Below are 14,863 nucleotides of genomic sequence, written 5' to 3' on the forward strand. Positions count from 1 at the left end.
GGGAACGACGTCCCGCCACCGGAAATCCTCCCGGTACTAAGCAGACCTCCCCCGCAGTTTCCGCACTTCGGTGACCACCGCGCGATTTTGTTCGTTCTCCAGAACAAACGAAAACCAGTCAGCGGCCGCCCCCGCACCGCTGTTCGCGAGCCGGATCGCGTGTGCCGGGGCCGCCCGGCGGTCGGCGTGAAAATTCACCGTCGCACAAGGCTCTGGCCAGCACACATGAACGCGGCCTTCATCTGAACGCTACGCGGGCGCGACACGGGGCGCACGTGTTTGATCAAGATGCGAACGAACGGCCGCCGCCCGCGCGGCCGGATGGTGCAGCGGCATAAGGTACCGCTAAGGTTGTTTCAACAAAGGGTCAAGCGGTCGGCGCATTTTCCGCGAAGCGAGCCGACCCGGAATGGCCGAATGAAATTGATTCATATTTCCCCCGACCGCGAACAATCGGCCCGCGTTCACAACTTTTCGCGCTGCGGACCGGTTCAGCCGCGTTCCCCGAGTGAACGCCAGTGCAGCTTCTCCCGCTCCCGCTTGGGCAGCCCGGCGACCACCAGGTCGTAGGAATCCTCGATCAGCTCCACGACCATCTCGTCGGGCACCGACCCGTCGAGCACGACGGTGTTCCAGTGCCGCTTGTTCAGGTGGTACCCGGGGGTGATCGCCGAGTAGCTCAGGCGCAGCTGCACGGCCAGCTCCGGGTCGCACTTGAGCGACACCCGGAGCGGCTCGGCCGCCAGCCTGCTGATCGCGAAGATCTTCCCGCCGACCTTGAACACGCTGTTGGCGTCGTCGAACGGGAACTCCTCCCGGGCACCGGTCATCGCCAGACAAGCGGCCTTGAGCTCCTGCGGCGTCATGCCCGCCAACCTAACCCGGAGCACCGACCGCCCGCCCGCACCCGGGTGTAGCCTGGCCGCGCCGACCGCGTGCCGAGGCACCTCCCCCCAGTGGCCGGAGCACGCGGCCGGTTCTTCTGCCGCAACGCCGATCACCCAGCGTGCACACTAATCCTCGCATTGATCTTTTCGGGTGATCGCCAGGCGTGTTCCGCCGAGCAGCATTGGGCCGAACGGGTCAAGGTCGGCTGATTGCCCGTCACCGAACCGGCACGGGCCAGTCCCATCGGCGGAGGTGGGGAGAATGATCTGCATCGAGCACCACTGGCAACCGGCGGAGCAGCTCTGCCACGCGGTGGAGGGGGCGTTGCCCGCCGGGCCGCACCGCGCGGGCGAGCCGCTCACGACGCTGTGCGCGCAGCACGTCACCGCCGCCGAACCGTCGGCGCTGAACTGGATGTGGCCGACCTGCGCGGAATGCCTGCGCGCCGCGGGCCGAATGCCGGAGACGGGATCGTGACCCGCACCGTGGCCGTCCGCTTCGCCTTCGGCGTCGTCGGCGAGGCCCGCCGCGAGGTGCACCTGACGACCGCACCGGGCACCGGGATCCCGGCGATCTGGCGGACCTTCTGCGGGGTGGAGATCCCGGCGCACCAGGCCGAGGTCTCCGAGCACCCGGCAGGCATGCCCTGCATCCGCTGCCTGACCGACGCCACCCGCGCCATCACGAGCTGAAGGGCGCCTCCGGGGAACCGGAGACGCCCTTCAGCGGTGTTGCTCAGCGGGAGAAGATCACCGAGCGGACCAGCACACCGGCCGGAGCGGTCTGCCCGGGCGCCAAGGTGTAGAAGGTGTCGGTGGCGCAGTTGGAGTCCAGGAAGACGACGGCCGTCGCGTTGGTCCCGTTGTGCACCCGGTACGCCGGGCTGTCCACCGGCAGGTTCAGCCGGTGGCAGTCGTGGCCGACCGGGTCGCTGATCGAGGTCTGGTAGACCTGACCCCGGTGCTGGACCGAGTAGGAGAACTCGCCGTACGCGGCGAGCGCGGAACCCGGCAGGGCCAGCAGCATCCCGGCGGCACCGAGAGCAGCGGCGACAGTTGCGCGAAGACGCATCGAATCGTCCTTTCCAGCAGGAAGTGCGGCAGTTGCGGGGCCGATCTTGCTCCGCGCGCCGCCCGCCGCCATCCCGGTCACCCTCCTGTGGGGTGACCGACTGCTGGATTCACCGATCGGCTGATCTCCTCAGCGCGCCACCGCCAGCGACAGGGCGAAGTCACCCGCGTCGTCGAGCCACCAGTGCCGCAGGTCGAAACCGGCGGTGGTGAGCTCGTCGCGCACCCGCTCCCGCCGGAACTTCGCCGAGATCTCGGTGCGGATCTCCTCGCCCGCGGCGAGCTCGGCGGTCAGCGCCAGCTCGGCGAGCTCGACCCGCATCGGCCGCGCGGCGCGCAACCGCATCTCGATCCACTCCTGCTCGGCGTTCCACAGCGCCACGTGCCCGAACTCCTCGACGGCGAAGTCGGCGCCGAGCTCTCGGTTGAGCACGCGCAGCACGTTGCGGTTGAACTCCGCGGTCACCCCGCTGGCGTCGTCATAAGCGCGGACCAGCCGCTCGGGATCCTTGACCAGGTCGGTGCCCAGCAGCAGCCACTCCCCCGGCCGCAGCGCGGAGCGCACCGAGGCGAAGAACCCGGCGCGCTCCGCGGGCAGCAGGTTGCCGATGGTGCCGCCCAGGAACGCGACCAGCCGGTCGGTGCCCGCGTCGAGCGCGCTGAGCCCGCTGGTGAAGTCGTCGACCACACCGCGCACCAGCAGCTCCGGGTAGTCCAGCGCGATGGCGTCCACCGCGGCGCGCAGTGCCGAACCGGAGACGTCCAGCGGCACGAAGCGGTGCAGCGTTCCGTGCTTGCGCAGCGCGTCGAGCAGCAGCCGGGTCTTCTCCGACGATCCCGAGCCGAGCTCCACCAGCGTGGCCGCCCCGGTGATCTCGGCGATGTCCATCGCGGTGCGCTGCAGGATCTGCTGCTCGGCCCGGGTCTGGTAGTACTCCGGCAAGGTGGTGATCCGCTCGAACAGCTCGCTGCCCGCGGCGTCGTAGAACCACTTGGGCGACAACCACTTCGGCTGCTCGGTCAGTCCTTCCCGCACATCGGCGCGCAGCTCGCGGGCCGCGTCCTCGTCGGTGAATCGGACGATCAGCTCCGGTTCGCTCATCTCTCCCCCATCTCCTCCAGCGGCCGCAGCTCCACGTCGTCGGCGGTGGCGACGACCAGGCTCCGGTCGGGAACTTCACGCCATCCGGCGCGCGCGCCGAACGGTTCGGAGGCGACGGTCACCGCGCCGCGCTCCTGGTGCACCCACAGCGAATGCGTCCAGGTGGTGGCCACCAGCCGGGCGCCGTCGCTGAAGAGCAGGTTCAGCCGCGAATCCGGGGCGGCGGCGACGACTTCGCCCACCAGCTCCGGCACCGCCACCTCCGGATCGGCGCCGTCGAGCACCCGCTGCCGCAGCACCGCCCACAGCAGCGCCGAGTCGGTCGCCGCCTCCAGCGTCAGCAGGTCGACCACCTCCAGCCGCGCGGCGAGCTTGGCCACCGAGTCCGGCCAGCCGGTGACCCGGCCGTTGTGGCTGAACAGCCGGTTGCCGTCGGTGAACGGCGCGCAGGCCCCGGGCACCACCGGCATCCCGACGGTGGCCGAGCGCACCGCGGCGACCACCGCGCCGCTGCGCACCTCGCGGGCCGCATCCCGGAAGGACTGGTCCGTCCACATCGGAACCGCCGCCCGGTAGCGGGCCGTGGAACCGTCCGCGCGGCACCAGCCGACGCCGAAGCCGTCGGCGTTGACGGTGCCGCCGCCGCGCATGTCGGCGGGCGCCCAGGTCTGCTCGAGCAGCGAGTGCTCGGGCTCCAGCAGCAGCTCGGCCAGCGATACCGCAGGCCCCAGGTATCCAACGTGCCGGCACATGGGTCAGCCGCGCTCCTCCGCCCGCGGGCTGCGGGCGCAGCGGAATCCGGCGAAGATCTGCCTGCGGATCGGGTAGTCCCAGTTGCGGAAGGTGCCGCGGCAGGCGGAGCGGTCGGTGCCGAACGAGCCGCCGCGCAGCACCTTGTAGCCGGGTCCGAAGAAGACCTCGGAGTACTCGCGGTACGGGAACGCCGAGAAACCCGGGTAGGGCAGGAAGTCGCTGGCCGTCCACTCCCACACGTCGCCGATCAGCTGCCGCGCGCCGCAGGGCGCGGCACCGGCCGCGTAGGCCCCGGCGGGCGCCGGCTGCAGGTGCCGCTGGCCGAGGTTGGCGTGCTCCGGGCGCGGATCGTCGTCGCCCCACGGGTACCGGCGCGACCGGCCGCTGCGCGGGTCGAAGCGGGCCGCCTTCTCCCACTCCTGCTCGGTGGGCAGCCGCTTGCCCGCCCACGCGGCGTAGGCCTCGGCCTCGTAGAAGCTGACGTGCACCACCGGTTCGCCTTCCGGCACGGGTTCGAGGTGGCCGAAGCGGCGGCGCAGCCAGCGGTCCCCGTCGAGCTGCCAGAACCGGGGCGCGCGCAGCTCGGCGCTCTGCCGGTGCGCCCAGCCCGCCTCGCTCCACCAGCGCGGGTCGTCGTAGCCGCCCGCCTCGATGAACGCCAGGTACCGGCCGTTGGTGACCGGTGTGCTGTCCAGGTAGAAGTCGTCCACGTGAACCTGGTGCGCCGGCCGCTCGTTGTCCAGCGCCCAGGGTTCGGTGGAGGTGCCCATGGTGAAGGGCCCGCCCGGCACGAACACCTCGGGCGGCAGCACGTCCACATCGGACGGTGTCGGCTCGGCGGTCAGCGCGGGCGGCCCGCTGCGCAGCTGGTGGGTGGCCAGCATCGTCTCGTCGTGCTGCTGCTCGTGCTGCACGATCATGCCGAAGGCGAAGGCCCGGTCGACCAGTCGCCTGCCCTCCAGCGGGGTGCGCGCCAGCAGGTCGAAGACCTTCTCCCGCACCGTGCCGACGTAGTCGCGGGCCTCGGCCGGTCCCAGCAGCGGCAGCTGCGGCCGGTCGGCGCGCGGGTGCTGGAAGGCGTCGTAGAGGTCGTCGATGTCGGGCCGGATCGCCTCCGCGCCACCGACATCGCGGACCAGCCACAGCTCCTCCTGGCTGCCCACGTGCGCCAGGTCCCACACCAGCGGGGACATCAGCGGTGAGTGCTGCCGGACGAGGTCGTCGTCGTCGACCGAGTCGGTCAGCCCGGCACTGCGCTGCCGGGTGCGCGCCAGCTCGGCCGCCACGTGCGCGCGCAGGTCGTCATCGCTCAGCTCTAGCAGGTTCACCGGTACCTCCGGGAGACGATTCAGCGATCACCGGCCGCGGCGATCCGCCGCGCCACGAAGTCGGCCAGCCGACCGGACAGCCCCGCCGGGACGTCCGGCCCGTCGAGCAGTCGGCAGGCCAGCGCGAAGACGTCCTCGGCCACCTGCGCCAGGGTCCGGTCGCGCAGACCTTGTCGCGCCGCGTGCACCCAGCGGCCGACGGCCGGGGACGTCAGCGCCAGCACCTCGTCCACTGTGGATTCCTCGCGGAACAGGGCGATCAGGGCCGCCGCCGGGAGCATCCAGCCCTCGCCGGGCTGCGTGTCCAGGTAGCGGACCTCCAGGTACCCGCGCGGCCGGACCGGCGGGAACACCGTGCTCAGGTGGTAGTCGAGGTCGTCGCGGGTGGGCGGTTCCGGCAGCGCGCCGTGGATCCACTCCGCGAAGCTGATCCCGCTGGGCGCCGTCCAGTCGTCGCCGTCGCGCCGCAGGCAGACCACCGAGGTGTCCAGCACCCGCCTGGCCCAGCTGCCCGCCGGATCGTCGGTGATCGAACTCGGGCGGGTGCGCGGCGGGTCGGTGCGCAGCAACGTGCGGGTGCGGGTGGACACCCAGCCGGTTTCCGCGCCGAACAGCCGCGGGGAGTTGGCGAAGGTCGCCATCATCACCGGCCCGAGCGCGTGCAGCGCGCTCCAGCGCGCGGGGATCCGGTGCGGCTCGCCCGCGTCCAGGCACACCTGGACCCCGGCGGTGCTGCACATCATCAACCGGCCGTCCAGGCCGATGCGGTCGAAGGCGGTCTCCATCGCCGCGTAGCGCGGCACCCGCAGGACGCGCCGGGGATGCCGCCACGGGTCGGTGCCCTGCTCGCCGAGAACCAGGCCTTCGCGGTCGAGCCGGCGCGCGATGTGCGCGGCATCGGCGGCGACCACGGTGAACAGCGAGCTCATGGAGGTGGTGGGGCGGCTGGAGACCTCGACCTGGCCGCCGGGTTCGACGGTGAGCACCGAACCGTTCGGCAACGGCCGGTGCGGGCTGTCCGGGACCAGGGAGCGGGGCGCGTGCGCGCCGAGCGCGGCGACGAGGGCCGCGGTGTCGAGCGGTCTTGCCGGGTCGTCCTGGTGGTGCACGGTCCATTCGAGTTCGATGCCCATCAGCCGCGGAGGGCCGTGCTTGAAGCACACCGACGCCACGTAGGCCTCGGCCTCCGCGCGGGTTCGCACGCGGGAGGTCGGGAAGTCATCGGCTGCAGGATCGGTCGACACCGGGAACATGATCACCGCCCGTGATTGGCCGGTTACCGACGCTACCGCGCGCCCCCCATGGTCGCGACCCTTGTTCTCGACCTCGCCAACTGCTAACGGGTTTCGCGCTGTTCCCGGGGCGACCACCTGATCGGACGCCCGATCCAGCAGGCGAGACGTGGCCAGCAAGACGTACGTACGGATTGCAATCCACGGGGGCGGCCTGGGACGATCAGCATATGCCTCGGGTCAGCCAAGACCACCTCGACGCCCGGCGCCGCCAGATCCTCGACGGCTCCCGGTCCTGCTTCGCGCGCTTCGGCTACGAAGGTGCCACGGTGCGCCGCCTGGAGGAAGCGACCGGGCTGTCCCGCGGCGCGATCTTCCACCACTTCAAGGACAAGGAGTCGCTGTTCCTCGCCCTCGCCGAGGACGACGCGACCCGGATGGCCGACGTGGTCGCCGAGCAGGGCCTGGTGCAGGTGATGCGCAACCTGCTCGACGCCTCCAGCGAGACCTCGCCCGCCCTGGGCGCGGACTGGCTGGGCACCCGGCTGGAGGTGTCCCGCAGGCTGCGCACCGACCAGGAGTTCCGGGAGCGGTGGGCGCAGCGCTCCGAGCAGCTGACCGCCGCCACCCGGGCGCGCCTGCTGTGGCAGAAGCAGGCGGGCAACCTCCGCGACGACGTCGACGTCGACGTGCTGACCGCCTACCTGGAACTGGTGCTGGAAGGCCTGCTCTCGCACCTGGCGATGGGCCTGCCCGCCCAGCACCTGCGCCCGGTCCTGGACCTGGTCGAGGAGAGCGTCCGCCGCCACCGCACCCGCTGAGCCCGGTCCGACGAACTCGCCTTGCGCGGCGGGCCCGGCAGCGAGGCGGGCCGAACGCCTCCGGCGTTTCAGGGCACAGATCAAAACCAGGATCGAATGCCCCGCCGGGCAGTCGTTCGGCGTAATCTCGCACCACCTGTCGGCCGAGCGCGAAGGAGCCGCCGCGCAATGTGGAGCGAGTGGTGGAATCGCTTCCTCGCCTCGGATCCGGCCATGCGCAGGCTGCGCACCGCGACGCGGGTGGTGCTCGCCGTCGCGCTGACCATCGTCGTCGTGCTCCCGGTGCTGGCCTGGTGGGGCCAGCCGCTGCCGCTGGCGATGATCGGCGCGGTGGTGGCGATCAACTCCTCGCTCGGGGTCAACGACCCGGACCCGCGCCAGCAGCGGATCACCACCCTGCTGATGCCGCTGCCGGTGACCGCCGCGCTGCTGCTGGCGATGCTCACCGCGCCCTGGCCGCTGGTGAGCACCCTGGTGTTCCTGGTCGTGATCTTCACCGCGGTCTACGTCCGCCGCTTCGGCCCGCGCTACTTCCCGCTCGGGATGGTCGCGTTCATGGGCTACTTCTTCGCGATGTTCCTGCGCCCGCAGCTCGCGCAGCTGCCCGCTCTGTTCGCGGCGGCGCTCGCCGGGGCCCTGGCCGCGTTCGCGCTGCGGTTCCTGGTGCTGCGCGACGAGCCCGAGGGCGTGCTCGAACGCGGCCGCCGGACGCTGCTGGCGCAGGTGCACGGTCTGCTGCACGCGGTGCGCGACGTCGCCGAGCACCCGGACTCGGCGGCCCGGCGGCGCGAGCTGAACAACCGGTCGGTCCGGCTCAACGAGACGGCGCTGATGCTGGAGGGCGCCGTCGGCCAGCTCGACTCGCTCGACGAAGCCGGCCGGGACCGCCTGCGCCAGCGCATCCTCGACGTCGAGCTCGCCGCCGAGAACCTGCTCACGCCGCTGCTGCGGCTGGTCGACCACCCCAGCGGCGGCGACACCGTGCCGCACGCGGTCGGCGCGCTGCTGGCTGTGCTGCGCACCGATCCGCGCGAGCTGCGGGAGGCCACCAGGCTGGTCGCCGAGCGCATCGAGCAGGAGGGGTCGGTGGCGATCGCGATGGCGGTGCGGCGGCTGGGCACCTGCCTGGCCGAACTGGCCACCGCGACCGCGGAGTTCGACGACCGCGCCGAGCGCGAGCCGACCTCCGCCGCCGAGCCGGACGCCCCGGAAGCGGGCGAAACCGGCCTGCAGCGCCCGGAAGTGCGGATGGCCGTCCAGGTGACCTGCGCGACCGCGCTGGCGATCATGCTCGGCCAGCTCGTCTCGCCGAACCGCTGGTACTGGGCGGTGATCACCGCGTTCGTGGTGTTCATCAGCACCAACAGCCGCGGTGAGCTGCTGGTGCGGGCGTGGCAGCGCACGGCGGGCACGGTGCTCGGCGTGCTGGCGGGAATGCTGGTCGCCGCGCAGATCTCCGGGAACCTGGCCGCCGAGATCGTCATGATCCTGATCTGCGTGTTCCTCGGCTTCTACTTCGCCGGCTTCTCCTACGCGGTGATGACGTTCTTCATCACCGCGCTGCTCGGCGCCCTCTACGGCATGCTCGGCACCTTCGACGCCAGCGTGCTGGAGACCCGGCTGTGGGAGACCGCGGTCGGGGCGCTCGCCGGTGTGCTGGCCGCGGTGTTCGTGCTGCCCACCCGAACCCGCTCGCTGGTGCGCGACAACACCGAGGACTTCCTGCTGGCGCTGCGGGACTTCCTGCGCGGCACCGGCACCGAGCTCAGCGAGCGCGGTGAGGTCACCGGCCTGCAGGAGTCGATGCGCGAGCTCGACGACGGCCTGCAGCGGGTGGTCCGCAGCGCCCGGCCGCTGACCTCCTACCGGTTGCGGTCCCGCCGCAGCCAGGTGCAGCGGAGCGTGACGATGCTCAGCGGCTGCGCGTACTACGTGCGCAACCTCGCGGTGGCGCTGGCGGCGACCGCGGGCATGGTCGACGAGGACACCCGCGACCGGCTGTCCGAACTGCTGTGGGCGCTGGCCGACGCGGTGGAGGCGATGACCGGTGAAGCGCAGGTGGGCTTCGACTCCGCCATGGATTCCGCCCACCGCACGGCCGACTCGCTGCACGACATCGCCGAATCGCTGACCGACGGCCCCACCTCGCTGCACCGCACGATCCGCTGGCTGGACCGCACCACCCGGATCGTCGAGGACCTGGCCCGCGAACTCGGCACCACCTCCGAACAGCGCACCGCCTGAACCGGCGCGGCCAACGTCCGCGAATTGGACTGCGACAGATCGCGACCCGACGCATAGCGTGACTTCGACGATCCCCAACCGCACTGAAGGTGTCGTTTTGCACCCCAACCTCGCCGATGACCTCACCCGGCTGCCCGAACTGCTGGACGCGGCCCGCGGCTGCGCCGTCGAGATGCTGTCCGGGATGGCCGACCGGCCCGTCGTGGTCCCGCCGCAAGCCCCGCCGCCGACTCCGCTGCCGGAGCGCGGAACCGGCGCCGCAGGCGCGCTGGAGCTGTTCCGCGACCAGTGGGCGTCCGGGTTCTCGGCCAGCGCGGGGCCGCGCTACCTCGGTGCCGTGACCGGTGGCGCGACTCCGGCTTCCCTGGTCGGCGACTGGTTGACCAGCGCTTTCGATCAGAACGCGATGCTCGGAACGGATTCGGTCGCCGCCGACCTCGAACGCGCGGCCGTCGGCTGGCTGGGCGAGCTGCTCGGGCTGCCCTCGCATCGGGGCGCTTTCGTCAGCGGCGCCACCATGTCGAACTTCACCGGACTTGCCATCGCCCGCGAATGGGTCGCCGAGCAGCTCGGCGTGTCGGTGGCCGAGGACGGCGTGGCCGCGCTCGGGGCCGTCCCGGTCCTCTCCGGCAGCCCGCACACGAGCATCTTCAAGGCGCTCTCGATGCTCGGGCTCGGTCGCGGCTGTCTGCGTCAGGTGGCGTGCCCGCCGGGCCGGGAGGCCGTGGACGTCGACCTGCTCGCCGCCGAGCTGGCCGCGCTCGACGGCCGACCCGCGATCGTGGTCGCCAACGCCGGAACGGTGAACACGGCCGACTTCGACGATCTGCGGGCGATATCCGCGTTGCGCGAGCGCTTCCCGTTCTGGCTGCACGTCGACGCCGCATTCGGCGGCCTCGCCGCGCTGTCCCCGCGGCACGCCGGACTGGTCGCCGGGCTCGACGAAGCGGACTCGGTGTGCGCGGACCTGCACAAGTGGCTCAACGTGCCCTACGACAGCGCGGTCCAGTTCACCCGCCGCCGGGATCTGCAGGTCCAGGTGTTCCAGAACTCCGCGCCGTACCTGAGCGCACCCACCGCTGATCCGGACTTCCTGCACCTCGTACCGGAGAACTCCCGGCGGCTGCGCGCGCTTCCCGCGTGGTTCACCCTCGCCGCTTACGGACGCGAAGGGCACCGCGAGGTCGTGGAGCGCGACATCGCGCTGGCACGTGAACTCGGCGACCGCATCGCTGGCATGCCGCACCTGCGGCTGCTGGCACCGGTGCGGCTCAACGTGGTCTGCTTCACCCTCGCCGAGAACCCCACCAGCGAGCGGGTCGGGAGGCTGAACCGCGCCGTGACCGAATCGGGCGAAGCCTTCCTCACCCCGACGGTCCACGAAGGAACTCCCGGTCTGCGGGCCGCTTTCAGCAGCTGGCGAACCACCGCGAGCGATGTGACTCGCCTCACCGACGTGCTGCGGGACGAGGGAAACGAGCCCGCCGCGAGCTGATCGAATACGCTCCGGAGCAGCTCGACCCCGCTCGGTGAGGAGAACCAGTGAAGCGCTCGTTCGCACTCGGTCTGGCCGGTGCCGCGGTGCTCGCCAGCACAGCGGTCACCGGGGTGACCGCGCAGGCGGCACCGGGCCTGCAGTTCGGACCGTGCCCGGAGGACGTCAGCAAGCACTACCCGCAGCTGCAGTGCGCCGAGCTGCAGGTCCCGCTGGACCACCGCGACCCGGGCGGCGAACAGCTGAAGCTGCTCGTCTCCAAGCAGCCCGCGCGCAAACCCGAAGCCCGCCGCGGCGTGCTGCTGATCAACCCCGGAGGCCCCGGCGGGCCGGGTGTCGGGTTCGCCGGAGCGCTGGCGCCCAAGCTGCCCGGGGCGGTGCTCGACAGCTACGACCTGATCGGCTTCGACACCCGCAACACCGCGCACAGCACCCCGATCACCTGCGTGGACGCGGCCACCTACTGGAAGGCACCGCTGCCCGACCCGGACTCCCCGCACGCGCGGGAGCAGAACTGGCAGCGCGCCCAGCAGTACGCCGACGGCTGCCAGCAGCGCGCGGGCAAGTACCTGCCGCACCTCACCACCCCGTCCAACGCCCGGGACATGGACCGGATCCGGGAGGCCCTGGGCGAGGAGCGGATCAGCTACCTCGGCTACTCCTACGGCACCTACCTGGGCGCGGTGTACGGGCAGCTCTTCCCGGAACGGGTGGACCGGATGCTCCTGGACAGCGTGGTCAACCCGGACACCTCGGAGATCTGGTACCGCAACAACCTCAACCAGGACGTCGCCGCCCAGCACCGGCTCGGGATGTACTTCGACTGGATCGCCCGGCACGACCAGGTCTTCCACCTGGGCACCGAGCGCGCCCAGGTGCAGGCCGCGTGGGACGGCGTGCAGGCCGAGCTGCGCAAGGCGCCCCGCGGGCAGCTGGGCCCGGCGGAGTTCATCGACACCACCTTCAACGCGCTCTACGGCGAGAGCTCCTGGAAGGACATCGCCGAAGGACTGGCCGACTTCCGCCTCCGCAACGACGACAAGAAGCTCGCCTCGCTGGTCAAGCCCAAGGACGAGGTGGCCGAGAACGGCAACGCCATCTACAACGCCGTGGAGTGCGTGGACGCGCCGTGGCCGACCCGGCAGCGCGAGTGGGAGCGCGACTCCGAGCGGCTGGCCGCCGACTACCCGCTGGCCGCCTGGTACAACAGCTGGACCGTGGCGCCCTGCCGGTTCTGGCACGCGCCCGCCCAGCAGCCGCTGAAGATCACCGGTGCCGGTCTGCCGCCGGTGCTGCTGATCAACTCCGAGCACGACGTGGCCACCCCTTACCACGGCGCGCTGGAGATGCGGCGCTCGCTGCCGTCGTCGGTCCTGGTCACCGAGAAGGACGCGGGCAAGCACGGGGTGTGGGCGCTGGCGGGCAACGCCGAAGCCGACCGCATCGGCACCGACTACCTGGTCAACGGGGTGCTGCCGCCCGAGGACGTCACGCTCCCCGGGCACCCGGACCCCGACCCGGCGGCCGCGCCGCCCGCGTCGAAGACCCTCGACCTGCCCTGAACGCGAGGGAGGCCGGGCCCGAACCGGACCCGGCCTCCCCAGCGCGCTCGAACGATCAGAGCACGCCGTGCATCTTGCGCTTGATGCTCTTGGAGAACACCAGCAGCAGCGCGGCGCAGCCGATGGTGGCCAAGCCGACGATGCCGAAGTAGATCTGCTGGTTGTCCACCGAGTAGGACTTCACCAGCTGGGCGCCCAGGCCCTGGCCCATCGCCGGGGCCAGGAAGTACAGGCCCATCGTCTGGGAGGCGAAGACCTTCGGCGCCAGCTTGGTGCTGGCCGACAGACCCACCGGGGAGAGCAGCAGCTCACCGAGGGTCAGGATCACGAACACCATCGCCAGCATCAGCGGCAGGTGCTTGTCGGTGCCGACCACGGTCTTCGACAGCACGACCCACAGGAACGCGAGGCCGACGAAGAACAGCCCGCCGACGAACTTCTGCGGCGTGGAGGGCTGGCGGTTGCCCAGCTTCATCCACAGCGCGGCCAGCACCGGTGCCAGGATGATGATCGCCGCCGAGTTGATCGACTGGAACCAGGAGGCCGGGACCATGAACCCGAAGACCTCCAGCTGGGTGTCCGCCTCGGCGATGTTGGCCAGCGTGTTCGGCTGCTGCTCGAACAGCAGGAAGAACAGCGCGGTGGCCAGGAACAGCGGGATGTAGGCGATGAGCCGGTCCCGCTCGACCTTGGTGATCTGCTTGCTGGAGAGCATCACCGCGAAGTAGACGATCGGCAGCACCGCCGAGATGACGCTGATCAAGTTGACCAGGCCGTCCAGCCCCACCACGCCGCTCACCGACAGGCCGGCGAGCACCACCACGAACAGCACCGCGATGCCGATCGCGCGGCCCAGCACGCGACCCTTGTGCTCCGGGGGCAGCGGGTTGACCGGCTTGAGCCCGGCCGTGCCGAGGTTCTTGCGGCCGAGCGAGTACTGCACCAGCCCGATCGCCATGCCGACCGCGGCCGCGCCGAAGCCCCAGTGCCAGCCGACCCGCTCGCCGAGCGTGCCCGCGACCAGCGGCGCGAGGAGGCCACCGATGTTGATGCCCATGTAGTAGATCGAGAAGCCGGCGTCGCGACGGGTGTCGTCGTCGCTGTAGAGACCGCCGACCAGACCCGAGACGTTCGGCTTGAGCAGGCCGGTGCCGATGACCAGCAGCACCAGGCCGAGCACCACGGTGGTGACACCACCGGGCAGCGCCAGGCAGATGTGGCCGAGCATGATGACCACGCCGCCCCAGAACACCGCCGACTGCGCACCCATGACCCGGTCGGCCAGCCAGCCGCCGACGACGCCGGTCATGTACACCGAGGCACCGTAGACCCCGACCACCGACAGCGCGGTCGATTCCGGGATGCCCAGGCCGCCGTCGGCGATCGCGCTGTACAGGTAGTACGCCAGGATCGCCCGCATGCCGTAGTAGGAGAAGCGCTCCCACATCTCGGTGAAGAACAGCGTCGACAGGCCGCGGGGGTGTCCGAAGAACCCCTTCTGCGGTGCGTCCGCAACCGTGGGTGAACTCACGATCACGTCCTCTCGTTGACCAGGCGGCGGTGACCGCCTTCGGTTGTGCCGCGAGGTTGGTTACCCGCGCGTAAGAAACTGCTCGGCAGGTTACGACTCCCCGAAGTGGCCCAGACCACCGGGGCGTAAACCCGCCTCTCCGCGCACGACACATCGCGACGTTCCAGTCACACTGGGAGCCCGCTAGCTGCGGATCCGCTGGCACCGACGATCAGCGCGTGACCGGATTCACACCCGTACCCCAGGAGGAATCGTGCAGCTGTTGACGGCCCACCGCACAGCGATGGCGGAATTCGACGCTCGGGTGCAGCGCATCGAGGCGACGCAGTGGGGCAACCCTACGCCGTGCACCGAGTGGGACGTCCGCGACCTGCTCAACCACCTGGTCGGTGAGCAGCTCTGGGCGCCTTGGCTGCTGGACGGAGCCACCCTCGACGAGGTGGGCGATCGCTTCGACGGAGACGTGCTGGGTGCCGACCCGGTCGGCGCGTGGAACGCGGCCGCCGACGCGGCGCGGCGGGCGTGGGACGCACCGGGAGCCACCAGCGGTGAGGTGAACGTCACCGGCGGCGTGATCCCGGCCGAGGACTACGGCTGGCAGATGACCGCGGACCTGGCGGTGCACGCATGGGACCTGGCCCGCGGCATCGGCGCCGACGAGCGGCTGAACCCGGAGCTGGTGTCCGAACTGCACACCGTGCTGGCCCCGCAGGTGCCCGCCTGGCAGGGCTTGGGGATCTTCGCCGCACCGCGCGAGGTGCCACCGGACGCCGACGAGCAGACCAGGCTGCTGGCACTGCTCGGGCGATCCTGAGCGCGTCGTTCAGCGTTGGCGCG

General features: G+C 71.2%; 14 protein-coding genes. 7 read left to right on the forward strand and 7 right to left on the reverse strand.

Annotation, left to right across the window (positions count from 1 at the left end):
- Nucleotides 1–491: 491 nt before the first annotated feature.
- Nucleotides 492–866, reverse strand: a complete 375-nt coding sequence (locus tag C4T78_RS08030; RefSeq protein WP_093356358.1) for an MmcQ/YjbR family DNA-binding protein — start codon at nt 864–866, stop codon at nt 492–494.
- Nucleotides 867–1,149: 283 nt separating this feature from the next.
- On the opposite strand from C4T78_RS08030, the gene C4T78_RS08035 reads away from it, so the two are divergent.
- On the forward strand, nt 1,150–1,365 hold the full coding sequence (locus C4T78_RS08035) for an HC3 family zinc finger protein (protein WP_093356357.1): 216 nt from the start codon (nt 1,150–1,152) through the stop codon (nt 1,363–1,365).
- On the forward strand, nt 1,362–1,580 hold the full coding sequence (locus tag C4T78_RS08040) for a hypothetical protein (protein WP_093356356.1): 219 nt from the start codon (nt 1,362–1,364) through the stop codon (nt 1,578–1,580). Before C4T78_RS08035 ends, C4T78_RS08040 begins: the two co-directional genes overlap by 4 nt.
- Before the next feature lie 43 nt (nt 1,581–1,623).
- On the opposite strand, the gene C4T78_RS08045 is transcribed toward C4T78_RS08040, so the two are convergent.
- From C4T78_RS08045 to egtA, 5 genes are all read right to left on the reverse strand, one after another.
- Nucleotides 1,624–1,959: a hypothetical protein gene (locus C4T78_RS08045; protein WP_143185971.1), complete on the reverse strand. Its 336-nt coding sequence runs from the start codon at nt 1,957–1,959 to the stop codon at nt 1,624–1,626.
- Nucleotides 1,960–2,088: 129 nt separating this feature from the next.
- Entirely contained in the window at nt 2,089–3,060 is a 972-nt protein-coding gene (gene egtD / locus C4T78_RS08050) for an L-histidine N(alpha)-methyltransferase (RefSeq protein WP_093356353.1), read from the reverse strand.
- Complete coding sequence (gene egtC / locus C4T78_RS08055) at nt 3,057–3,812, reverse strand: ergothioneine biosynthesis protein EgtC (RefSeq protein WP_093356352.1); 756 nt, start codon at nt 3,810–3,812, stop codon at nt 3,057–3,059. Before egtC ends, egtD begins: the two co-directional genes overlap by 4 nt.
- 3 nt (nt 3,813–3,815) lie before the next feature.
- On the reverse strand, nt 3,816–5,141 hold the full coding sequence (gene egtB / locus C4T78_RS08060) for an ergothioneine biosynthesis protein EgtB (RefSeq protein ID WP_374703863.1): 1,326 nt from the start codon (nt 5,139–5,141) through the stop codon (nt 3,816–3,818).
- A 20-nt stretch (nt 5,142–5,161) separates the two neighbouring features.
- Nucleotides 5,162–6,394 carry an ergothioneine biosynthesis glutamate--cysteine ligase EgtA gene (gene egtA / locus C4T78_RS08065; protein ID WP_093356591.1) on the reverse strand — a complete coding sequence of 411 codons (1,233 nt, stop codon included), beginning with the start codon at nt 6,392–6,394 and terminating at the stop codon, nt 5,162–5,164.
- A gap of 209 nt (nt 6,395–6,603) precedes the next feature.
- Between egtA and C4T78_RS08070 the strand changes: the two genes are divergently transcribed.
- The 4 genes from C4T78_RS08070 (at nt 6,604) to C4T78_RS08085 (ending at nt 12,495) form a co-directional block, all read left to right on the forward strand.
- Nucleotides 6,604–7,194 (forward strand): TetR/AcrR family transcriptional regulator, encoded by a 591-nt coding sequence (locus tag C4T78_RS08070; RefSeq protein WP_093356349.1) that lies wholly within the window; start codon nt 6,604–6,606, stop codon nt 7,192–7,194.
- Nucleotides 7,195–7,362: 168 nt separating this feature from the next.
- Nucleotides 7,363–9,438: an FUSC family protein gene (locus tag C4T78_RS08075; RefSeq protein WP_093356347.1), complete on the forward strand. Its 2,076-nt coding sequence runs from the start codon at nt 7,363–7,365 to the stop codon at nt 9,436–9,438.
- A gap of 97 nt (nt 9,439–9,535) precedes the next feature.
- On the forward strand, nt 9,536–10,933 hold the full coding sequence (locus tag C4T78_RS08080; protein ID WP_093356346.1) for a pyridoxal phosphate-dependent decarboxylase family protein: 1,398 nt from the start codon (nt 9,536–9,538) through the stop codon (nt 10,931–10,933).
- A 47-nt stretch (nt 10,934–10,980) separates the two neighbouring features.
- On the forward strand, nt 10,981–12,495 hold the full coding sequence (locus C4T78_RS08085; protein WP_093356345.1) for an alpha/beta hydrolase: 1,515 nt from the start codon (nt 10,981–10,983) through the stop codon (nt 12,493–12,495).
- Between the two features lie 55 nt (nt 12,496–12,550).
- On the opposite strand, the gene C4T78_RS08090 is transcribed toward C4T78_RS08085, so the two are convergent.
- A complete protein-coding gene (locus C4T78_RS08090) occupies nt 12,551–14,026 on the reverse strand; it encodes a peptide MFS transporter (RefSeq protein WP_235863726.1) in 1,476 nt (491 codons plus the stop codon).
- 253 nt (nt 14,027–14,279) lie between these two features.
- Between C4T78_RS08090 and C4T78_RS08095 the strand changes: the two genes are divergently transcribed.
- Nucleotides 14,280–14,840: a TIGR03086 family metal-binding protein gene (locus C4T78_RS08095; RefSeq protein WP_093356343.1), complete on the forward strand. Its 561-nt coding sequence runs from the start codon at nt 14,280–14,282 to the stop codon at nt 14,838–14,840.
- Nucleotides 14,841–14,863 lie beyond the last annotated feature (23 nt).

This window comes from Saccharopolyspora kobensis (assembly GCF_900108315.1).
In the GTDB taxonomy this organism is placed as follows: Bacteria; Actinomycetota; Actinomycetes; order Mycobacteriales; family Pseudonocardiaceae; genus Saccharopolyspora; species Saccharopolyspora kobensis.

Bases quoted from the DNA above. Each gene is read 5' to 3' on its own strand.
- C4T78_RS08035 (WP_093356357.1), top strand. From the start codon at position 1,150: ATGATCTGCATCGAGCACCACTGGCAACCGGCGGAGCAGCTCTGCCAC.
- egtD (WP_093356353.1), bottom strand. From the start codon at position 3,060: ATGAGCGAACCGGAGCTGATCGTCCGATTCACCGACGAGGACGCGGCC.
- C4T78_RS08045 (WP_143185971.1), bottom strand. From the start codon at position 1,959: ATGCGTCTTCGCGCAACTGTCGCCGCTGCTCTCGGTGCCGCCGGGATG.
- C4T78_RS08075 (WP_093356347.1), top strand. From the start codon at position 7,363: ATGTGGAGCGAGTGGTGGAATCGCTTCCTCGCCTCGGATCCGGCCATG.
- egtA (WP_093356591.1), bottom strand. From the start codon at position 6,394: ATGTTCCCGGTGTCGACCGATCCTGCAGCCGATGACTTCCCGACCTCC.
- C4T78_RS08070 (WP_093356349.1), top strand. From the start codon at position 6,604: ATGCCTCGGGTCAGCCAAGACCACCTCGACGCCCGGCGCCGCCAGATC.
- C4T78_RS08030 (WP_093356358.1), bottom strand. From the start codon at position 866: ATGACGCCGCAGGAGCTCAAGGCCGCTTGTCTGGCGATGACCGGTGCC.
- egtC (WP_093356352.1), bottom strand. From the start codon at position 3,812: ATGTGCCGGCACGTTGGATACCTGGGGCCTGCGGTATCGCTGGCCGAG.